This is a genomic window from Ensifer sp. ENS08 (assembly GCF_014852195.1).
GTDB classification, from domain to species: domain Bacteria; phylum Pseudomonadota; class Alphaproteobacteria; order Rhizobiales; family Rhizobiaceae; genus Ensifer; species Ensifer adhaerens.
The window spans coordinates 65,310-84,989 of sequence record NZ_JACVBF010000008.1 but is presented as its reverse complement, the minus strand read 5'-3'; the positions used below and the strand labels follow the sequence as shown (position 1 = coordinate 84,989).

The window sequence follows — 19,680 nt, the reverse complement described above, 5'->3', positions numbered from 1 at the left end:
ATTGACGTCAATAGGTCTAGGTCGGATCATCCTCGGCGTAAAGGAGAAACTTGATGATGAAGAACGGACTTGAAGACGTCGTCGCCGCCGAAACGCAGCTCTCCCATGTTGACGGCGAGGCGGGTCAATTGATCATCCGCGGCGTCTCGCTCGATCACCTGGCCGGCCACGCAAGCTATGAGGATGTCGTGGCGCTGTTGTTCGAGGGGCTGCTGGGGCCGATGCCGGACCGGGTTGAACTCGCGAAGCGGCTGGGTGAGAAGCGAGCGGAAGTGTTCGCCCATGTTGGCGCCATCGACGATGCGTTGCTGGAACTGCCGCCGGTCGACATCATGCGCGCGCTCATCGCCCGGCTCCCGGATGGGGAGGACCTCGATACGGCCCTACGTCTGCTCGCCGCGCCGGCCGTCTTCCTGCCGGCGGCGTTGCGCATGAAGAGCGGTGAAGCTCCGGTCGCGCCGACGCCGGCGCTGTCGCACGCCGCCGATATCCTGGCGATGCTCTGTGCCAAGGTGCCGAGCAGACAAGAAGTGGCGGCGCTCGACGCCTATCTGGTGACGATCTCGGACCACGGCCTCAACGCCTCGACCTTCGCCTCACGCGTGGTCGCCTCCACCAAGGCCGGTCTCACCTCTTCGGTGCTTGCCGCCATCGGGGCGCTCAAGGGGCCGCTCCATGGCGGCGCGCCTGGTCCGGTGCTCGACATGCTGGACGCGATTGGAACGCCTGAGAATGCGGAGGCCTGGCTTTCCGACGCGCTCGACCACGGCGAACGGCTGATGGGCTTTGGCCACCGTGTCTATCGTGTCCGCGACCCCCGCGCCGATGCGCTGAAGGGCGCGCTGAAACGACTGATCGCTGCGCATCCGGCCAACCGCGATCGCATTCGACTGGCAGAAGAGGTCGAACAATCGGCGCTCGCCGTCCTGAAGGTGCGCAAGCCCGACCGCCCGCTCGACGTCAACGTCGAGTTCTACACGGCGCTGCTGCTCGATGCGCTGCGCTTCCCGCGCGACGCCTTCACCGGCGTGTTCGCGATCGGTCGCACCGTCGGCTGGATCGCCCATGCCCGCGAGCAGGCGCTGGAAGGCCGCCTTATCCGGCCGCGTTCGCTCTATGTCGGGCCGCTGCCGCAACAGGCCGCGTGAGTGTTCTATGCTGAGGCGGAGACCATCCGCGCATTTCGCAGGTGTTGTTGAAAGAACGCCTTCAGGTCGCGGAAGTCATCGAAACCAAGGACGGTCGCAAAACGGGCGACCGTCGTCGGCGAGACGGCGCAGACTGACCTCCCCCCCCCACATCGGCGCGCCGCTTCGCGCCCAGAACCAAGGAGTTTACCAATGGGATACAAGCCGTCTCCCCGTCCTGTCTTTGATCGTCCTAGCCACATCCCCTATGCCGGCGTCACGCGGCATCTCTGGGGCGAGGAAAATGCCGGTCTCGTTGACGGCTGGATCTACGCCTCGACGGAAAGCATTCACCAGATCGTCTTCATGCAGCCCGGCGGCTGCTTCAAGCATACGATGGCCTCCCGCGATCTTCGGGGCGTACGAGGTTCTCTACGTGCTGAGCGGTACACTTGGCCTTGCCAACCCCGAGACGGGTGAATTCTGCATCGCGAAGGAAGGCGAGGCGCTGTTCTTCCGCAAGGAAACTTGGCACCACGGTTTCAACCTTGGCAACGAGCAGGTCCGCGTGCTGGAATTCTTCGCGCCGCCGCCGGCCAAGGGCACGTCAGGCCCCTATGCGCGCACCAAGCCCTATATCGAGATCGAGCAATCGCGCTATGGCCAGAGCGGGTCCATCGGTCGCTGGCCGATGGACGCCGACGCCCAGCGGAAGGCCAGGACAATCCATTCGATGCGCGATGCCGATCTGCTCTTAAGCCTCGATCGGCAAACGCAGGGCGCCTATACCGGCCTCTATTGCGCGACCGATCAGCTCACCGTCGGCAAGACGACGCTGCTTTCGGGAAAACGCACCGGCATGGAGCGCCACAAGGGTGACGAATGCCTCTACTTGGTGTCGGGTATCTTGAACATCCATGTGCCCGATGCCGAAAGCCAGGTCTGGTTCGAGCTCAACCCGCGCGACGGCTTCCGGCGGGTTTCGATCACCAATATTTCAACATGACGGGCGACAAGGTGGAGTTCGTCTTCGGTGTCGCCCCGGAGTACTAGTCTCAAACAAAAACATACGGCAGTACCCGCTGGATGCTGCCGTATCTGAAAACAGGAAGTCGGCCGAGAGGAACGTTGCTTCCCAAATAAGTTGGCGGCCCTTAGGCCGCCTTCTTTGCGTCGAAGGGGATCTCGATATCGACGGCGAGCGTTGAGACCTGGGGGCCGCGTTCCATCGTTACGCGGACCTTGTCGTCGTCGATCTGCATGTGTTTGGAGATCGCCTGGAGGATTTCGTCGCGCAGTTTGGTGACGAGATCGCTATCGCCGGCGGATGCGCGCTCATGGGCGAGCAGCACCTGCAGCCGTTCGCGGGCGGCCGGCGCTGACTGTGTGCGGGAGAAGAAACGGAAAAGGTTCATGCCGCTTTCCTTCCGAAGATCTTGCCGAGGAAGCTGCGCTTCTCGCCGGGGATGTTGATCGGCAGGGCCTCGCCCTTCAGTCGGCGAGCCGCCTCGAAATAGGCGAGCGCCGGGGCCGAGCGGGTGTCGGCCAGCGTGACCGGCGAACCGACGTTGGACGCGCGCAGCACGTCGGCGCTTTCCGGAATGATGCCCATCAGCGGGATCGACAGGATTTCGAGCACGTCGTCGACCTTCAGCATGTCGCCGCGCTCGGCGCGTACCGGGTCGTAGCGGGTAAGCAGCAGGTGCTTTTCCATGCGCTCGCCGTTTTCCGCCTTGAGCGTCTTGGAATCGAGCAGGCCGATGATGCGATCGGAATCGCGCACCGACGAGACTTCCGGATTGGTCACGACGATCGCGATGTCGGCGTGGCGCATGGCCAACGTGGCGCCACGCTCGATACCGGCGGGGCTGTCGCAGATGACCCAGTCGAAGGCGCTCTGAAGGGCGGCGATGACCTTCTCGACACCTTCCGGCGTCAGGTTGTCCTTGTCGCGGGTCTGGGAGGCCGGCAGCAGATAGAGCGTTTCCAAGCGCTTGTCGCGGATCAGCGCCTGCGACAGCTTGGCCTCGCCCTGGATCACGTTGACCAGGTCATAGACGACGCGGCGTTCCGCGCCCATGACGAGGTCGAGATTGCGCAGACCGACGTCAAAGTCCACGACGACGACTTTCTCGCCGTTCTGAGCGAGTGCGGCGCCCAGTGCGGCGCTGGACGTCGTCTTGCCGACGCCGCCCTTGCCCGATGTAACTACGACTACCTTGCCCATTCGTCTCTCCAAGTATCTAAGAATTCGCCTTCGCCTACGTCCTCGTGACCCCGGCCGGATCGACCTGAATCACCAGATGCGGATGGCAAGCATCCACACCTTTCCTTGCCTCGGCCTAACCGAGCGTTCCGGCCTTCAGCTGTTCGCCGTCGAGCCAGATCTGCACGGACTTGCCACGCAGATTCTGCTCCATGTCGTCGGCCGTCTTGTAGAAGCCGTCGATCGCAATCAATTCCGCTTCGAGCTTGCGGCAGAAGATCCGCGCCGAAGCATTGCCCGTGGTGCCGGCCATCGCCCGGCCGCGCAGCGCGCCGTAAATGTGGATCGAGCCGCCGGCGACGACTTCGGCGCCCGAGGCGACCGAGCCGATGATCGTCACGTCCCCTTCGGGGAAGAACAGCGACTGGCCGGAGCGCACCGGCTGGGTGACGACGATCGACGGCGTCGCCTTGGTGGCAAGCGGTTCTGCCGTGATCACGGTTTCCGCGGCTGCTTCCGCTTCCGGCGTCTCGCTCTTTTCGGCCTGTTCCGCCATCTTGGCTTCGTAGTCCGCCGCCGGGCGACCGTCGGTCATCGCGGGAGGAAGGTCAGCGCCGAGCAGAGACTGGCGCGCGCCTTCGATGCCCATGATGCGCACATTGCGCTTGCCGAGCTGGTCGACGAGTTCGCGCAGTTGCGACCGGTCGATATCAAGGCCGTCGACATCAAGCACGACCGGGCGTCGCAGGAAGAAACCGGCGGAGCGGGAGGCGAGATGGTCGAGGCGGGTGAGCCAATCCTCGAGCGGAAGCTCGGGGGTCAGCGCTAGCGCAAGGAAGGATCGCCCCTTGAGGCGGATCGGCCGGGATTCGGTTAACACATCATTCATCTTGGTAAATTTTCCGTTGCTTCGGTGTATCGATCAAATGGTTAACAAATGGTTAATTCGGCAATGCGAAGGTTAATGAGGCGGCGCTGAGGACCGGTCGCCGGCCGCTGGAAAACAAGGAAAATCGGGTGGCAGAAAAAGCCGCTCTTTTGCCCATCGTCGCCTTGGCTTCGGCCGATCAGACCCTGCGCCCGGCGCCGAGCGACGCAGAAAGCCTCGATACGGCAAGGGCGATTCGTCCGGGCTCATGAGGGGAGTTGACATTGGAACGCTAAAATAAGAACATAACAAGAACAAAGCGGAGGTTCCCATGAGTCGGATGGAGACCATGACCCACACGGAAGAAGTGATCGAACGCGCCATGGCCGCCGTTGCGGCCGCCCGAAAGAAGCGGGAACGCGAGGCCGAATGGCGCAAGCGCACCTTCGGCCGCATCGACATGGCGCCGCCGTTGCCGCGGCTGAAGCGTGGCGGTGTCCAGCTTTCGCTTCGGCTCGACGGTTCCGCACGCTGACGAAGGAGCGGGCCGCTCAAGGCCCGGCAGCTGGATGACGGGCGAAGCGAGTCGAAGCTTCGAGAGGAATGAACATGAGGCATCGTCGAAGCATCGACCTGATGCCGCGCGAAGACGCCACCGTTGACGGGGCGACCTTGGAACTCTTGCCGGAATGGTACGTGCTCGTGGCGCAATGCGGGAAATGTCGACACCAGGGGCGGATCGATCGCCGGCTTGTTGCAAACAGGCGCGGATGGGGCGTCTCTCTCAATTCCATCGGCCCGGCGCTGAAATGCGTACGCTGCGGCAACAGGGAAGGGAACAAACTGCTTCTTGGCCGGTTGCCCCGTGACTGATGGGCGGTGCGGGCAGAAAGCGTGGCGGGGCAGATGGGTTTGCCTTGAGAGCGCACGAAGGCGTCTCAGTCACATAGAGGGTGATTCTCTGCTATTTGTACTATAGAATTGATAATGGTCGGTGCCTCTTTGAATTGTATGGCGTTGATGTCGATCATACATTGATTGTTAATGAAATTTATCAAGCGTGATGCGCTGAAATTAGCGTGGATTCGGAACAAATTATTATTCTTTTCGTTGATGTGGTGATCAAACGAAAGGATTAGATCATGAAGAAGCTTATAATCGCCGCGGCTGTTGTTTCTTTGATGGCAGGATCCGCATTTGCTGAGGATGCCAACCAGAAAGCCGGCACGGCCGCAGGCATCGTTGGCGGCGCAACCGCGGGTGCCGTCGTCGGCGGGCCGATCGGTGCCGGTGTGGGTGCCGTGGTGGGTGGCGCGCTCGGCGGAGCGCTGACGCCGCCGCCGCCGGAAGTCATCACCTATGTCGAACAGCAGCCCGCACCGCCTTCGGTCGTCGTGCAGGAGCAGGTCGTGATCGGTAAACCCATCCCGCAAGCCGTCGTCCTGACGCCCGTACCCGATAATCCGCGCTACGCCTATGCGGTCGTAAATGACCACCGCGTGATCGTCGAGCCGCAGTCGAGAACGGTGGTCCAAGTCATCAACTGACCGTAGGCGGTCTTCATACTGTAGTCTCTCAGGGAGGGGTGGCGTTCCGCGCCGCCCCTTCCTTTTGCCCAGCTATCGATAAGGCGAGGCATCAAATGCCCTTGAGCGCTCAGCGGGATCGGTCGTGTCGATTGGTTCAACCTGATAAACTGCTGGCCGGATTTCATCGGCGGGGAGCACGTCATGGGAGCTGTCGCGCATGAAGACTGGCCGATCGAGATGTGGCGCCCGGGGGTTGAGACCCGCATGCTCATCTCCGCGCTCAATGGCGCTTCCGGATTGTGCCTGTTCGAACAATGGATCGCGCCCGGGGCCGGCGCGCCCACCCATAGCCATCCCGTCGAAGAGGTGCTGACGGTGGTGGCGGGGCAGGCGGAAATGTGGATCGACGACGAACGTTTCATCCTCACCAGCAATCAATCGCTGATCGTGCCGAAATTGCGTCGGCACGGGTTTGCAAATGTCGGCGGCGAAACGCTCCACATTCGCGCTGTGCTCGCATCCGCAGCCTTCGAGGCAAGCTTTGACGATGCAGCGGAAGCGACCAGGCGCTGGGCAGCCGCGCCGGTGCAGGGATAGGTCGGCACCTCCCATAAGCCACCACCCGAACTTCGGGCAAAGCCGTCGTGTCCGGCAGCGACCGGCTATCGAGGCTCGTGGCCTTCTTTCCCGAAAAGCTCGCACGCGTGTTTCTCACGCCGAGGGACGCACGGCGCCGAGGATGAAAATATACGCGCGAAACAACTAATATAAATCTCGAATTATATTGCCAGTATTTCGAGTATTTATTCGGTATTGCTTTACGAGTTTATATAAATACAGTCCGCATAGGAGTGTCGATATTTCCGTGGCAAAGTATTCTTGAAAATTGTTTGAAGGGGAGTGATCGCATGGCGAGGATCGTAGGTTCCTATGGGAACGACGTTTTGAAGGGTACCGCGGAAAGCGACCGCATCTGGGGGCTTTTCGGCGCCGACACGATCGACGGCGGCGCTGGCGATGATTTCGTCAGCGGCGGCGGCGGGCGCGATACCCTGATAAGCTCGAGCGGCTACGATCGGCTCGACGGCGGTGCCGACGACGACCAGATCGTACTGAACGGGACCGGCGGTGCGGTCACCGGAGGGGCCGGCTATGATGGTCTCGTGGTCGATTTCTCACAAACCTCCGAGCGCATGGTGTTCAACGGCGGGTCCGGCCACGGTTATGTCGGAGATCCTGCGCTCGCCGGGCGCCACGTCTTCTTCCACGATATCGAGTGGTTGCGGGTGCTTGCCGGCAGCGGCGACGACCGGATCGCCGGCACCGCCTCAGGCGACAACATCTCGACGGGCGCCGGCAACGATGTCGTCTACGCCGGTGGCGGAAACGATCTCATAACCAACAGCGGCGGTCACGATCGTCTCAATGGCGGCGCCGGCAACGACCGCTTCGTTCTCATCGGTACCGGCAGCACCGTCTCCGGCGGCAGCGGCACCGATACGCTGGCTATCGATCTCGTCGCCGCCAAAGCCCCCGTCGTCTTCAACCTGCAAAACGGCCACGGCATCATCGGTCATCAGACATCGGGCGAGCGCCATATCTTCGTCACCTATGACGGCATCGAAAAGATCGAAGTGACGACGGGAAGCGGCAACGACCGGATCCTGGGGAGTACGCTTTCCGATGTCATCCAGACCGGCGGCGGCAACGACTTCGTCGACGCGGGTGTCGGCGACGATACGATCATCGACGGGCTCGGCGCCAATCGCCTGTTTGGCGGTGACGGCCGCGATCAGATCACCTCGACGCTGTATTCGGCAGAAATCGACGGTGGGGCGGGCCAGGACTGGTTATGGATCAAGGAAACGCAGCGCACGAGCGACCTGACGGTCGACTTCTCCGCCGGAGGGGCCTCGACCGGCACCGTCATTAGCGGCATCGAGGAGGCGAGCCTCATGCTCGGCAGCGGCAACGATCGGGTGATCGCCGGCGATCTGACCTATCTCGTGGTCGAGGCCGGCGCTGGAAACGATCACCTCGAGGGCGGCGCCGGAGGGGATGCGCTCTATGGCGAAGACGGCAATGATTACATTCACGGGGGTGCCGGAAACGACTCGATCGTCACGGGCGCCGGTGACGATGTGGCCTATGGCGGCGACGGAATGGACACGCTAGCCAATACCGGCGGCAGCGACGTGCTCGATGGCGGCGCCGGAGACGACTGGCTGCAGGACACCTTCCCCGGCGGTGGCAGCCTCGGTGTTGCGTCGATCCTGCGCGGCGGCGCGGGCAACGACACGATCAATGCCCGCTACGTCGGCGAGGTCGATGGCGGTGAAGGCCGGGACCTCCTGAACCTCAACTATGGCGGCCTGCCGGAGGCGATGGACTTCGACGCGGCACGGGGTGTCACCCATACCGGCCTGACGTTCACCGGTATCGAATATTTCAACGTTTCGAGCGGGGGCTACGACGACGTACTGCGCGGCGGCGACGACAACGACACTTTTTACGCCTCGAGCGGCAACGATATCCTCGAGGGGCGCGGCGGGGATGACAAGCTGACGGGCGCGTCGGAAAACGACCAGCTCTTCGGCGGCGACGGGGCGGATTTCCTCGATGGAGGGTCCGAGAACGACCTATTGAGCGGCGGTAACGGCAGTGATGTGCTGACGGGTGGCCGCGGCGCGGACACCTTTTACTGGTCGTCGGAAACCTCCGGCGAGGTGGGCCTCGATCGCATTCTCGATTTCGATGGCCGGCAGGGTGACCGCATCGCCTTTTCCGACGAGGCCCAGGACACAACGGGTATTCACAGCTATGCGGATTTCCTTGCCGCAGCGCGCGACACGGCCGATGGCGTGTTCGTCTCCTTCAATGGCTCGGAAACCGAAGGCATTCTGATCGAGGATAGCTCGCTCTCGGTTCTCTCCGAAAGCGATCTCGTCTTCGGCTGAGGCCTCGTTCGTCAGGCCTCCGGAGCTGCGCCTTCGTCTTGGCGCGCGGCATTGATCGTCTCCGTGGTCAGGTGCCCATCGATGAGATGAAGGCGCCGGTCCATGCGCGCGGCCATATCCAGGTCATGAGTGACCGCGACCACGGTCTTGCCCTCTTCGCGCACCAGCGTTTCCAGGATCCTGAAGACCTGCTCGGAGCTCGTGCTGTCGAGACTGCCGGTCGGTTCGTCGGCGAGGATCAGCGGCGGGTCGTTGGCGAGTGCACGGGCGACCGCCACGCGCTGGCGCTGGCCGCCCGAGAGCTGATCGGGCCGCTTGTCGAGGTGATCGGCAAGCCCGAGTGCCGCAAGCAGCTCGCTTGCCTTCCCACGCATCTCGCTCCGGCCGAGGCGGCCGAGCTTGCGCATGGGAATTTCGACGTTCTCGCGGGCGGTAAATTCGGGCAACAGGAAGTGGAACTGGAAGACGAATCCGATATTGGCGAGCCGCGTGGCTGCCCGTTCGTTCTCGTCCATTCGCTCCGTGTCGCGACCGCGGATCATAAGCGTGCCACCCGTCGGCCGGTCGAGCAGGCCGAGCAGATAGAGGAGCGACGACTTGCCGGAACCGGAGGGGCCGGTGACAGCGACGAATTCCCGCTCGCCGATGGTGAGCGATATGTCCTTCACCAGCGTGACAGGTACGGTCTCCCTGAGGATCCGCGTCAAATCCTTGGTTTCGATCAGCGTGCTCATGTCGCGCCCCGGATGATATCGACGGGATTTGCCCGGGCCGCGCGCCGCGCCGGCAGGTAGCCGGCAACCGCTGCCGATCCGAGCGCGAAAGCGGCGGCGATCAGATAGTGCAACATGCTCCAGGCGATCGGTAGCCGGGTCATCTCCTGGCCGGTGGCGGCGAGCTCGAAGCGGACGAGCGAAAGGCCATAGATCATTGCCAAGCCGAACGCCCAGCCGACAAGCGTGCCGACTGTCGCGATCGCCACGCCTTCGAGCACGAAGAGGATGCGCATGTCGGTCTCGGTGAAGCCGAGCGATTTCATGATGGCGATGTCGCGCGCCTTCTCGTGCGTGATCGTCGAGATGATGTTGAAGATACCGAAGCCGGCGACCAGCATGATCGCAGCGACGACCGTGTACATGATGACGTTGCGCACGACGAGCGCCTCGAGGATCGACTCGTTGGCCTCCTGCCAGGCGATCGCCTTGTAGCCGAGTTCCGCCTCGATACGCCGGGCGACGGTCGGGGCGGCGTTCGGATCGTCGAGCTTGATGTTGATCACGTTGATCGCGTTGGGCCGGGCTGAGAGGATTTGGGCGTTTTTCTGCAGCACATAGGCCTCGCCCTCGTCGCGCGCCGTCGTGCCGGTGTGGAAGAGGCCGACGATCTTGAAGCGGCGGCTGAGCCCTTCCGAAGAGACGGCGGTGATCGTGTCGCCGATCTTGGCACCGAGCCGGGAGGCCATGGTATCGCCGATCACCACATTGTTGCCGCCGGCGGCAAGGGCGGCGAAGCTGCCCGCCCTGAAATCTCCGATGATCGGCGAGACCCGCGGCTCCGCCTGCGGATCGATGCCGATGACGGCGGCGCCGACCTCCTGACCGGAATAGCGAAGGACGCCCTGCGCCCTGAGGGTGGCTGCAAAGCGGCCGGGGATCCAGCCGTCGAGCCAGGAGAGCGCTGCCGTTGGGTTGATGATGCCGCGGCGGTCGTCGCGTGGCCTGAGGCCGGAAATGGCCGCGGCACTAAACAGGTCTTCCGCCGGCTGGCGGCGCGCCGTGCGTTGCTCGTCGGTCACCTGCACATGGGGCATCGTGTCGACGAGCTGGCGAACGAAGTCGTCCTGGCCGCCCTGCATCAGCGCTGCCATGGCGATGGAGAAGCCGACGCCGACCGCCACGCCCAGCATCGCGACGATCGTCTGTCGGCCTCGGCCGGTGATGTGCGTCAGTGCGATGTCGAGGATGAGGCGCATGGCGGGCTCATTTCTCCGGCGAAGGGGTGGCCTTCACCCGCGTGCCATCGGCAAGACCGGTCGGGAAGGGCGAGACGACGCGCGCGTCGTCTTTGAGGCCGGAGAGGACTTCGACGCCGTCGGCGCCGCGGATGCCCGTTTTCAGTTCTCGGATCCGTGCGCGATTGCCGTCGATCACGGCGGCCTTCGCTCCTTCCAGCGCCACGGTCGGGATGATCAAGGCGCCATTGGCGACCCGCACGATGATGTTGACGTCGGTCGACATGCCGATCCGAAGCGGCGTGTCGTCGGGCAGCCGAAAGCGCACGCGATAGGTCTTCGTTACCGGATCACCCTTGGGCGTGATGCTGTCGACCGTCGCTTCCAGCTTGCGGTCGGGGAAGGCATCCGATCGGAGCAGCGCCTTCTGGCCGACTTCGACGCGCGGGATATCCTCTTCGTTGACGTCGGCGGTGACGATCAGCGGTTTCGGCTCTCCGACCCAGAAGAGCACCGTGCCGAGATCCGCGACCTCGCCGATCTCGCCGTCCTGCCTGAGTACCTGGCCGGCGCTCGGTGCGCGCAGCACATAGGTCGCGAGCCGCGCCTGGCGGCCGGCGACGAGCGCTTCGAGCTGGCCGAGTTCGCTGCGCGCCCGGTCGACTTCCTGTTCGCTGATCGTGCTGCGTTCGGCGAGCGCCAGCTTGCGCCGATATTCCTCCTGCGCCAGCGTCAGCCGCGCCTGTAGTTCGCCAAGCGCCGCCCGTGCCTCGGTGTCGTCGAGGCGGGCGAGCACGTCACCCTTGGCGACACGCTGTCCCTCGCAATTGCACTGCTCGACGATGCGCTCGGCGACCGTCGGGGTGACTTTCGCCCAGGTGCGCGGCTCCACCACGCCATCCGCATAGATGATCTCCGCCGCATCGCCGCGTTTCGGCGAAATGACGGAGACGGGAACCGGGCGAAGAAAATACCAGGCGCTTGCCGCACCGACGGCAACGACAACGGCCGCTCCGATTGCATAACGAGTGAGCCGCACGAGACGCTCCTTGAACGCTTCCAATCCGTTCTGTATAAATAGACCGACGGTCGGTTTGTTTCAAGGCTGCCGATTTCCTCGACCTTCAGGAGCGTCGTGGACCGCGCCGCAAACCCGTGCTAAGCCGCCGTCCTGGGAGCGCTCATGGTCAGAACGAAGAAATCGCCGGAAGTCCGATCGAACGAGTTGATCGATTGCGCCGAGCGCTTGTTCTTTCTGCACGGCTATGAGAATACGACGGTCAACGACGTCATCCGCGAGGCCAATCTATCCAAGGGCGCCTTCTACCACTATTTCGTCTCGAAGGAGGCCTTGCTGGAGGCGGTCGCGACCCGCCTGGCTGAGCGGAACCTGAAGGAATTGCAGCCGCTTTTCGAAGATCCGTCGCTCGATGCAGTCGGCCAGCTGAATGCGCTTTTCGCCGGCTCGCGGCGGCTGAAGCTCGACATGGCGCCGCAGCTGAAGAACAGCTTCAACGCCCTCTTCAAGCCCGAAAATGTCGCGCTCTATCATCGTATCGACGAGGCGCTGATGGCCGTCAGCCTGCCGCTGGTCGCCGAAATGCTGCGGCGTGGGCACGCGGACGGAACGCTCGATGCGCCCGATCCGGAAGCTTCCGCCCTGATGTTGCTGCAACTGCGGCTGAGTGTCGCCAAAGTGATGCACAAGGCCTTGCAGCGACAGGAGGCCGGCGACCTCGACGGCGCGGCTGCGATGCTCGACGGCTGGATGCGAACCTACGGCACCGCCATCGAGCGCTTTCTGAAGCTCCCGGATGGAACGATCGAAGTGACCGAACCGGGTTTCTCCCGCGCTTTCCTTGAAGCATAGCCGACGGTTCGGTTGCCGGCTCGCGCGTCATTGCCTGCCGCGGCGGCAGGGATCAAAGCGCTCCGTCGATCGCGCCGCTGTTGCGCTCGCCTGTGTTCGTCGGAGACGGAAAGAGCTGGGAGCCAAAGGCGCCCTGGCTGCTGATCTCGGGGAAGCTGACGTCTGCGATTTCGAAATCGGGCATGAGCGCAAGCATCGGCAAGATCCGTTCGAAAACCGCGCCGCCCAGCGGTGCTGCATTCCAGCCGGAGGTGCGGAAGCCATAGGTCTCCTTCAGACCCTTGGGCTCGTCGAGCAAAGTGAGAAGCAGATAGCGCGGATTGTCGACGGGAACGACGCCCATGAAGGATGTGATGTTCAGCTCCTTCGAGTAGCGCCCGCTGACCACCTTTTCGGCGGTGCCGGTCTTGCCACCGATGAAATAGCCTTTGACCTCCGCCTTCTTTGCCGAGCCGGTCTTGGCGTTGAGCCGCAGCAGATAGCGCAGCGCCTCGCCGGTCTCCGGCTTGATCAGATTGCGCGCGATGATGCGTTCGTCGAGCGCCGCACCCTTGATCAGGGTTGGCCTTATAAGGCGCCCACCGTTGACGAGCGCCGCCACCGCGATGCTTGCCTGCAGCGGCGTCACGGCGATGCCGTGGCCGTAGGAGGCGGTCGCCGTGTCGATCTCGCCCCAGCGTCGCGGCAATTGGGGGTGGGCGCTTTCGGGCAGTTCCGTCGTCAGCCGCGACATCTGCCCGAAGCGCGTCAGGAATGCCCGCAGGTTCTCCGGGCCGACGGATATCGCCATTTTCGCCATCGAGATGTTTGACGAATAGATGAAGGCCTCCGGCACCGTCAGTGGTCGATGCTGGCCGCGGTAGTCGTTGATGCGGAAGCGGCCGAAGGCGAGCGGCTTGCTGGCGTCGATGACGGAGCGGAGCGTGAACTGGCCGGAATCGAGCGCCATGGCCGTCGTCAGTGCCTTGAAGGTCGAGCCCATCTCGAAGGTGGCGGCGGCGATGCGGTTGATACGGTCGGGCTTCAGCGCGTCCACCGGCAGGTTCGGGTCGAAATCCGGGTAAGAAACGAGCGCCAGGATCTCGCCATTGGTGACGTCGAGCACCAGGCCGGCGCCGGCCTTGGCGCTGAACTTGGCGATCGCCTTGCGCAACTCGACCTCGAGCGCATGCTGGATGCGGATATCGAGCGTCGTGCTCACCGGCTCGAGGTTGCGATGGGAGAGATCCATGCCGCTCTGACGCAGCACCTCCAGCCCCTGGCCTTCGATCCAGCGCTCGATGCCGGCGATGCCAATATTGTCGATATCGACCGCGCCGAGCACGTGGGCGGCAAGCGTGCCGTTGGGATAGAAGCGCTGTTTCTCGCGCTGGAAGCCGATCGCTGGAAGGCCGGCGTTCCAGACGGCCTGCTCTTCGGCCGGCGTCACCTGCCGCTTGATCCAGGCAAACGCCGCACCGCTCTTCAGCCGACGATAGAGGTCGCGCCCGTCGAGATCAGGGAAAATCTCGGTCAGCTTCTCGACTGCTTCGTCCACATCGACGATCAGTCGAGGCTCGGCGTAGAGCCCGGAACTCGGCACGTCGATCGCCAGCAGATTGCCGTTGCGGTCAAGGATCGAGGGACGGCCGAGCGACGGCGGCGGCGGTATGTAGCCGGTGCGCTCGTAGTCGGCGGCGCCGAGCTGGACGAGACGCGCGAGCATGAGGCCGAAGACGAGCGCGAAGGCGCCGATGACGAGGAGAAGGCGGCCGCGGGGATCCGGCCTGAGCTGAGCCTTGCGTGCCATCTCAATAAAGTCCGTTGCTGTTGGTAAGAAGCTTCGCCCGCTGTTCGGGCGTAAGGTCCGCATCGGCCGTGGCCGATGTGCTCGCCGTCTCGAAGCCGTCGATGACCGGGCAGCCGCCGGCGCAAGGGGCAGTGCCCGGCTTGAAGGATTCGAGAATGGCACCCGGCGTGCCCGCCGGGACCGCTTGGCCGCTCTTCCGGTCGATCGCCTCGACCATCATGCCTGTTGGCGCGTGGAAATCGGCCGCGGCCCGCCCCGCAAGAGCCACCTTCATGAAATCGATGAAAATGGGTGCGGCGAGGCCGCCGCCGGTTTCGCCGTAGCCCATGGGCTTCGGCGTGTCGTAGCCGAGGAAGACACCGGTGACGATATCGGGCGTGTAGCCGACGAACCAGACGTCTTTCTCGTCATTGGTGGTGCCGGTCTTTCCGGCGATCGGTACGCCGAGCGAGCCGACATTTCGAGCGGTGCCACGTTCGACAACGCCGCGCAGCATCGAAGTGACCTGATAGGCGGTCATCGGATCGAGCACGTAGTCGCGGTCGTCCACGGGCATGGGCTCTTCCTGGCCGGTCCAGTCGGAGGCGTTGCAAGCGTCGCACTTGCGCTGGTCGTGGCGAAAGATCGTGCGGCCGTAACGATCCTGGACGCGATCGACCATCGAAGGCGTGACGGCCTTGCCGCCATTGGCGATGACCGCATAGGCCGAGACCAGCCTGAGCAGCGTCGTTTCGCCGGCGCCGAGCGACATCGGCAGGTAAGGCTTCAGCTCGTCATAGATGCCGAAGCGCTTGCCGTAGTCGGCGACCAGATCCATGCCGAGATGGCGGGCAAGGCGCACGGTCATCAGGTTGCGGCTGTTTTCGAGCCCGACGCGCAGCGTCGATGGACCGCTGAAGCGACCGTCGTAGTTCTTCGGTTTCCACACTCGCCCGGCGCCATCGGCAAGGGCGATCGGCGCATCCATCACCAACGTCGTCGGCGCATAGCCGTTGTCGAGGGCCGCGGCATAGACGAAGGGCTTGAACGACGAGCCCGGCTGGCGATAGGCCTGGGTTGCGCGGTTGAATTCCGACTGGGCATAGGAAAAACCACCGGCGACCGCCAGCACCCGGCCGGTGTTCGGGTCCATGGAAACGAGCGCGCCCTGCACGAGCGGCGGCTGCCGGAGCAAGTAGCCGTCGCCCGCCTTTTCCACATAGACGACGTCGCCGGGCGCCAGAGCCCCGTCGGGTCCCGCGGCGCAGCCCCGCTTTGCCTTGGCCGAGCGGCAGAGCGCCCAGGCCATGCCCGCCCGGCCAAGGCGGATCGTCTCGTTGGTGCCAAGAGCACCGCTTCGTGCCGCGACCGTCGGCCTTAGCCCGATCTCTGCTCCATCCTTGTCGGTCGCCAGCACCACGCCGAGCCGCCATTCCAGCACGTCGGCGAGCGGCTGGAGCCTGGCAAGCGCCGGCACCCAGTTTCCGGTCGAAGGGAGCCTGGCGACGGGGCCGCGGTAGCCCTTTGCCTGGTCATAGGCGACGAGGCCTTTGCGCAACGCCGTCATGGCGGCGGCCTGCAATCGCGGATCGAGCGTCGTGCGCACGGAAAAGCCGGCCGTATAAAGGGCGGCCTCGCCGTATCGGGCGTTGAGCTGGCGGCGGACGTCCTCGGTGAAATAGTCGGAACTGGCGACCGCGGGCGATTGTTGGCGTTGCCTGACGCCGAGTGAGGAAGCGGATGCCTTGGCGGCGGCAGCGGTGTCTATGACGCCGTTCTGCCGCATCTGGTCGATCACCCAGTTGCGGCGGCCGGTTGCCCGCTCCGCCTGGCGGTCCGGGTCGTAATTGTTGGGCGCCTTCGGCAGGGCTGCGAGGAAGGCTGCCTCCGCGACCGAGAGCTCGCTGACCGGCTTGTCGAAATAGGTGAGCGCTGCCTGCGCCACGCCATAGGCACCGCGCCCGAGATAGATGTCGTTGAGATAGAGTTCGAGGATGCGGTCCTTGGAATAGGTCTGGTCGATCCGCAGCGAAAGGATCGCCTCGCGCAGCTTGCGCTCGACAGTCCGGTCCGACGTCAGCAGGAAATTCTTGGCGATCTGCTGCGTGATCGTCGAGCCGCCGATCATGCGGCGACCGGAGCCGTAGTTGGCGAGATTGGCGAGCAGCGCCGTGCCGATGCTCGCAACATCGATGCCGGGATGGGTGTAGAAGTTCTTGTCCTCGGCGGAGAGGAACGCCTGGCGCACGCGTGCGGGGATGGTGGCGATGGGCAGGAACAGCCGGCGTTCCCGCGCGAGTTCCGCGACCATCGTGCCGTCGGCGGCATAGAGGCGGCTGGTCACCGCCGGCTCCCAGTTGGCGAGCGTGCGGTGATCGGGCAGGTGTCGCGTCAGGGCTGCGACGAGCGCGGCGGCGGCCAGCGCGACGACGACAGTAAGATTGAGGCATGTGCCGAGCAGATTTACGAGGAGCTTCATAACGGGCAGAGCGGACCTTCATGGCAGCAGGCAGCGTCGCCGACACGGGTGTTCGTGGGGCGGGCAGCGCATGCGGAGCGGAGTATCGGGGTGCGCCTACGTCCGCGGACGTTGGCTCGGTGACGGTGCCTGCGGCCGCTAGGGCCAGATGAAACGGCGCATGGATCAGGTCTCCGAAAGCGGTGCGGCTGACCGCGCGTTTCCTGAGTTGGCGGCTTCCGGGCAACGGCACGCACCGCCGATAAAGTTCACCGTAAAGGGATTGTGCTTACGCAACAAACCACGTTTATTTGCGAGACCCATTAGGTGAGTTAGGGCATTCATGGTCAGGCCATATCTTCCGCTCAATGCGCTACGCGCTTTCGAAGCCTCGGCGCGGCATCTGAGCTTTACGCGCGCGGCAATCGAGCTCTGCGTTACGCAAGCTGCGGTCAGCCATCAGGTCAAGCTTCTCGAAAACCGCCTGAACGTGACCCTGTTCAAGCGGCTGCCGCGCGGACTGATGATCACGGCGGAGGGCGAGGCGTTGCTGCCGGTTCTGCGCGATAGCTTCGACCGGATGGCGGACATGCTCGACCGCTTCGAGGCGGGGCATATTCGCGAAGTGCTGATGATCGGCGCCGTCGGCACGTTTGCGGTCGGTTGGCTGCTGCCGCGGCTCGCGGATTTCCAGGCGAAGTATCCCTTTGTCGACGTTCGCCTCTCCACCAACAACAACCGCGTCGATATGGCGGCCGAGGGGCTGGATTTCGCTATACGCTTCGGCGGCGGCTCGTGGCACAATATCGAGGCGACGCGGCTCTTCGAGGCGCCGCTATCCGTGCTTTGCATCCCCGAGATCGCCGAGCGGCTGAAGACGCCGGCCGATCTGCTCGACGAAACGCTGCTCCGGTCCTATCGGGCCGACGAGTGGGTGACCTGGTTCGATGCAGCCGGCATCGCCTATCCGGCGCCCCTGCTCAAGGGCATCGTCTTCGATAGTTCGCTGGCGATGATGGAGGCAGCGGCCCAGGGGATTGGCGTGGCGCTGGCGCCGCCGCTGATGTTCTCGCGGCTGCTGTCGAACGGCACGATGCGCCAGCCCTTCGACGTTCATACCTCGATGGGAAGCTACTGGCTGACGCGGCTGAAATCGCGTCCCGTCACGCCGGCGATGACCGCCTTCCACGATTGGCTCGCTGCGGCGGCCGAGCAGGAGGCAGCGGCCTTGCCGGCCACGCCCGACGTTATCGCAGGCTGAACGTCCGCCACAGTGCAGTTCAACGCAAGCTGCGCCTCAACCGGGTCCCGCGGCGGTGCGTCTTTATGGCCTAATAATTCTAATGTCTGCCACCAATTCTAATGATGGCCACGACGCACGGCTTTTATCCGTTCACTCGGACGATTTTGCCGTCGAGCACTCGTACACCGTGCGCCCGCTTTGGGCATCGACGCCGGCGAGGCTCACCTCATAGCCCCAGAGATGGCGGATATGGCGCATCGTCGCGTCGCGGCTGCCCTCGTCGAGCAGGATACCGTGCTTGACATTGTGCTGCAGCCGCAATTGCCGGTCACCGAGCAGATCGACGTCCATCACCTGGATGTCCGGCTGGTTGGCAGCAACGTCGTAGCTGTTGGCGAGCGCCGAACGGACCGCGGAATAGCCGCGCTCGTTGTGGATCGAGGCAACCTCGACGAAACGATCCGACGAGCGATCGGAGAGCTGGAACAGCCGGAACTTGCGCATCACCGCCGGGCTCAGATACTGCAGGATGAAGGACTCGTCGCGATGGTTCGCCCAGGCGTCACGCAGCGTTTCCATCCAGTCGCCGTTGCCGGCGAAAGACGGGAACCAGTCGCGGTCTTCCTCCGTCGGTTCGGTGGCAATCCGCTGGATATCCTGCATCATCGCAAAGCCGAGCGCGTAGGGGTTGATGCCCGGGTAGCGCCGGTCGTTGAAATCCGGCTGGAACACGACGTTGGAATGGCTCTGCAACAGTTCCAGCATGTGACCTTCGCCAATCCTGCCCTGGTCGTAGAGGCGGTTGATGATGGTGTAATGCACGAAGGTGGCGCAGCCCTCATTCATGACCTTCGTCTGGCGCTGCGGTGAAAAATATTGCGCGATGACACGCACGATCCTGAGCAGCTCGCGCTGCCAGGGCTCCAGGATCAGGCTGTGTTTTTCGAGGAAATAGAGCAGGTTTTCCTCCGGCAGGTTGAGCACCTTCTTGCGCTCCGAAGCGTCGCGCTCGGCCTCGGCCGGATCACGGCTCTCGGCGACCTGCGGCAGGGTCCGCCAGAGGTCGCTATAGGTCTGCTCCTCATATTCCAGCCGCTCGCGCGCCCTTTCGCGCACCTTTTCAGAGGAGAGGCGTGGCGGGCGGCGGTAGCGGAAGACGCCCTGGTCCATCAGCGCATGGGCGGAATCGAGAATGGCTTCAACGGCGGCAGTGCCGTGCCGCTCCTCGCATTTGGTCACGTATTTCTTGGCGAAATCCATATAGCTCAGGATCGCGCCGGCATCGGTCCACTGGCGAAAGAGATAGTTGTTCTTGAAGAAGTGGTTATGGCCGAAAGCGGCATGCGCGGTCACCAGCGCCTGCATCGCCATGGTGTTTTCTTCCATGAGATAGGTGATGCAGGGATTGGAATTGATCACCAGCTCATAGGCAAGACCGCGGTGGCCCTTACGGTAGTGATGCTCCTCATAGGCAAAGCGCTTGCCGAAGGACCAGTGCTGGTACATGAGCGGCATGCCGACCGAGGAATAGGCGTCGAGCATCTGTTCGGAGGTGATGATCTCCAGCTGGTTCGGGTAGACGCTGAGGCCCATTTCTTCGAGCGCGACCTGCTCGATCGCGTCGTAAGCACGCGACAGCGTCGCAAAATTCCAGTCGGACCCCTGGAACAGGAGACCTGAGGTCGTGCGTCGTGCCATCCGGT

17 protein-coding genes are annotated in these 19,680 nt (G+C 63.6%); 8 read left to right on the top strand and 9 right to left on the bottom strand.

Going from position 1 to position 19,680, the window contains the following annotated elements:
• Positions 1-56: 56 nt before the first annotated feature.
• Positions 57-1,148, top strand: a complete 1,092-nt coding sequence (locus IB272_RS18865; RefSeq protein WP_034801767.1) for a citrate synthase/methylcitrate synthase — start codon at positions 57-59, stop codon at positions 1,146-1,148.
• Positions 1,066-2,133: a cupin domain-containing protein gene (locus IB272_RS18860; RefSeq protein WP_348646794.1), complete on the top strand. Its 1,068-nt coding sequence runs from the start codon at positions 1,066-1,068 to the stop codon at positions 2,131-2,133. Before IB272_RS18865 ends, IB272_RS18860 begins: the two co-directional genes overlap by 83 nt.
• Before the next feature lie 148 nt (positions 2,134-2,281).
• Here the strand turns inward: IB272_RS18860 and minE are convergent, their stop codons facing one another.
• The 3 genes from minE to minC form a co-directional block, all read right to left on the bottom strand.
• Positions 2,282-2,542 carry a cell division topological specificity factor MinE gene (minE, locus tag IB272_RS18855; protein ID WP_034798387.1) on the bottom strand — a complete coding sequence of 87 codons (261 nt, stop codon included), beginning with the start codon at positions 2,540-2,542 and terminating at the stop codon, positions 2,282-2,284.
• Positions 2,539-3,354: a septum site-determining protein MinD gene (minD, locus tag IB272_RS18850; protein WP_034798389.1), complete on the bottom strand. Its 816-nt coding sequence runs from the start codon at positions 3,352-3,354 to the stop codon at positions 2,539-2,541. The genes minE and minD overlap by 4 nt, the downstream gene beginning before the upstream one ends.
• A 115-nt stretch (positions 3,355-3,469) precedes the next feature.
• A complete protein-coding gene (gene minC, locus IB272_RS18845) occupies positions 3,470-4,222 on the bottom strand; it encodes a septum site-determining protein MinC (RefSeq protein WP_034798390.1) in 753 nt (250 codons plus the stop codon).
• A gap of 328 nt (positions 4,223-4,550) precedes the next feature.
• Between minC and IB272_RS18840 the strand changes: the two genes are divergently transcribed.
• The 4 genes from IB272_RS18840 (at position 4,551) to IB272_RS18825 (ending at position 8,687) form a co-directional block, all read left to right on the top strand.
• Positions 4,551-4,736 (top strand): hypothetical protein, encoded by a 186-nt coding sequence (locus tag IB272_RS18840; protein WP_034798488.1) that lies wholly within the window; start codon positions 4,551-4,553, stop codon positions 4,734-4,736.
• Between the two features lie 607 nt (positions 4,737-5,343).
• The gene (locus tag IB272_RS18835; RefSeq protein WP_060584803.1) at positions 5,344-5,748 is read left to right on the top strand and encodes a DUF1236 domain-containing protein; all 405 of its coding nucleotides are present in this window, start codon (positions 5,344-5,346) and stop codon (positions 5,746-5,748) included.
• Positions 5,749-5,931: 183 nt separating this feature from the next.
• A complete protein-coding gene (locus IB272_RS18830; protein WP_034798394.1) occupies positions 5,932-6,327 on the top strand; it encodes a cupin domain-containing protein in 396 nt (131 codons plus the stop codon).
• Positions 6,328-6,638: 311 nt separating this feature from the next.
• Positions 6,639-8,687 carry a calcium-binding protein gene (locus IB272_RS18825; RefSeq protein ID WP_192444649.1) on the top strand — a complete coding sequence of 683 codons (2,049 nt, stop codon included), beginning with the start codon at positions 6,639-6,641 and terminating at the stop codon, positions 8,685-8,687.
• 11 nt (positions 8,688-8,698) lie between these two features.
• On the opposite strand, the gene IB272_RS18820 is transcribed toward IB272_RS18825, so the two are convergent.
• Genes IB272_RS18820 through IB272_RS18810 form a run of 3 tightly spaced genes read right to left on the bottom strand, consistent with a single transcriptional unit; the run spans position 8,699 to position 11,677 of the window.
• Positions 8,699-9,421: an ABC transporter ATP-binding protein gene (locus tag IB272_RS18820; protein WP_060521876.1), complete on the bottom strand. Its 723-nt coding sequence runs from the start codon at positions 9,419-9,421 to the stop codon at positions 8,699-8,701.
• Positions 9,418-10,659 carry an ABC transporter permease gene (locus tag IB272_RS18815; RefSeq protein WP_034798398.1) on the bottom strand — a complete coding sequence of 414 codons (1,242 nt, stop codon included), beginning with the start codon at positions 10,657-10,659 and terminating at the stop codon, positions 9,418-9,420. The genes IB272_RS18820 and IB272_RS18815 overlap by 4 nt, the downstream gene beginning before the upstream one ends.
• A 7-nt stretch (positions 10,660-10,666) precedes the next feature.
• Positions 10,667-11,677 carry an efflux RND transporter periplasmic adaptor subunit gene (locus tag IB272_RS18810; protein WP_034798492.1) on the bottom strand — a complete coding sequence of 337 codons (1,011 nt, stop codon included), beginning with the start codon at positions 11,675-11,677 and terminating at the stop codon, positions 10,667-10,669.
• Between the two features lie 144 nt (positions 11,678-11,821).
• Here IB272_RS18810 and IB272_RS18805 point away from each other — a divergent pair, with 144 nt between their 5' ends.
• Complete coding sequence (locus tag IB272_RS18805; RefSeq protein WP_034798399.1) at positions 11,822-12,508, top strand: TetR/AcrR family transcriptional regulator; 687 nt, start codon at positions 11,822-11,824, stop codon at positions 12,506-12,508.
• A 52-nt stretch (positions 12,509-12,560) separates the two neighbouring features.
• Here IB272_RS18805 and IB272_RS18800 read toward each other — a convergent pair whose 3' ends face one another.
• Both IB272_RS18800 and IB272_RS18795 read right to left on the bottom strand, forming a co-directional pair.
• Positions 12,561-14,297 (bottom strand): penicillin-binding protein 2, encoded by a 1,737-nt coding sequence (locus IB272_RS18800; RefSeq protein WP_192444647.1) that lies wholly within the window; start codon positions 14,295-14,297, stop codon positions 12,561-12,563.
• Position 14,298: 1 nt separating this feature from the next.
• Positions 14,299-16,755: a penicillin-binding protein 1A gene (locus IB272_RS18795; RefSeq protein WP_192444646.1), complete on the bottom strand. Its 2,457-nt coding sequence runs from the start codon at positions 16,753-16,755 to the stop codon at positions 14,299-14,301.
• Positions 16,756-17,077: 322 nt separating this feature from the next.
• On the opposite strand from IB272_RS18795, the gene IB272_RS18790 reads away from it, so the two are divergent.
• The gene (locus tag IB272_RS18790) at positions 17,078-17,995 is read left to right on the top strand and encodes a LysR family transcriptional regulator (RefSeq protein ID WP_051659435.1); all 918 of its coding nucleotides are present in this window, start codon (positions 17,078-17,080) and stop codon (positions 17,993-17,995) included.
• Positions 17,996-18,127: 132 nt separating this feature from the next.
• On the opposite strand, the gene IB272_RS18785 is transcribed toward IB272_RS18790, so the two are convergent.
• Positions 18,128-19,675: a SpoVR family protein gene (locus IB272_RS18785; protein ID WP_034798401.1), complete on the bottom strand. Its 1,548-nt coding sequence runs from the start codon at positions 19,673-19,675 to the stop codon at positions 18,128-18,130.
• Between the last annotated feature and the right edge of the window lie 5 nt (positions 19,676-19,680).

Bases quoted from the DNA above. Each gene is read 5' to 3' on its own strand.
- IB272_RS18865 (WP_034801767.1), top strand. From the start codon at position 57: ATGAAGAACGGACTTGAAGACGTCGTCGCCGCCGAAACGCAGCTCTCC.
- IB272_RS18860 (WP_348646794.1), top strand. From the start codon at position 1,066: ATGCCCGCGAGCAGGCGCTGGAAGGCCGCCTTATCCGGCCGCGTTCGC.
- minE (WP_034798387.1), bottom strand. From the start codon at position 2,542: ATGAACCTTTTCCGTTTCTTCTCCCGCACACAGTCAGCGCCGGCCGCC.
- minD (WP_034798389.1), bottom strand. From the start codon at position 3,354: ATGGGCAAGGTAGTCGTAGTTACATCGGGCAAGGGCGGCGTCGGCAAG.
- minC (WP_034798390.1), bottom strand. From the start codon at position 4,222: ATGAATGATGTGTTAACCGAATCCCGGCCGATCCGCCTCAAGGGGCGA.
- IB272_RS18840 (WP_034798488.1), top strand. From the start codon at position 4,551: ATGACCCACACGGAAGAAGTGATCGAACGCGCCATGGCCGCCGTTGCG.
- IB272_RS18835 (WP_060584803.1), top strand. From the start codon at position 5,344: ATGAAGAAGCTTATAATCGCCGCGGCTGTTGTTTCTTTGATGGCAGGA.
- IB272_RS18830 (WP_034798394.1), top strand. From the start codon at position 5,932: ATGGGAGCTGTCGCGCATGAAGACTGGCCGATCGAGATGTGGCGCCCG.
- IB272_RS18825 (WP_192444649.1), top strand. From the start codon at position 6,639: ATGGCGAGGATCGTAGGTTCCTATGGGAACGACGTTTTGAAGGGTACC.
- IB272_RS18820 (WP_060521876.1), bottom strand. From the start codon at position 9,421: ATGAGCACGCTGATCGAAACCAAGGATTTGACGCGGATCCTCAGGGAG.
- IB272_RS18815 (WP_034798398.1), bottom strand. From the start codon at position 10,659: ATGCGCCTCATCCTCGACATCGCACTGACGCACATCACCGGCCGAGGC.
- IB272_RS18805 (WP_034798399.1), top strand. From the start codon at position 11,822: ATGGTCAGAACGAAGAAATCGCCGGAAGTCCGATCGAACGAGTTGATC.
- IB272_RS18800 (WP_192444647.1), bottom strand. From the start codon at position 14,297: ATGGCACGCAAGGCTCAGCTCAGGCCGGATCCCCGCGGCCGCCTTCTC.
- IB272_RS18795 (WP_192444646.1), bottom strand. From the start codon at position 16,755: ATGAAGCTCCTCGTAAATCTGCTCGGCACATGCCTCAATCTTACTGTC.
- IB272_RS18790 (WP_051659435.1), top strand. From the start codon at position 17,078: ATGGTCAGGCCATATCTTCCGCTCAATGCGCTACGCGCTTTCGAAGCC.
- IB272_RS18785 (WP_034798401.1), bottom strand. From the start codon at position 19,675: ATGGCACGACGCACGACCTCAGGTCTCCTGTTCCAGGGGTCCGACTGG.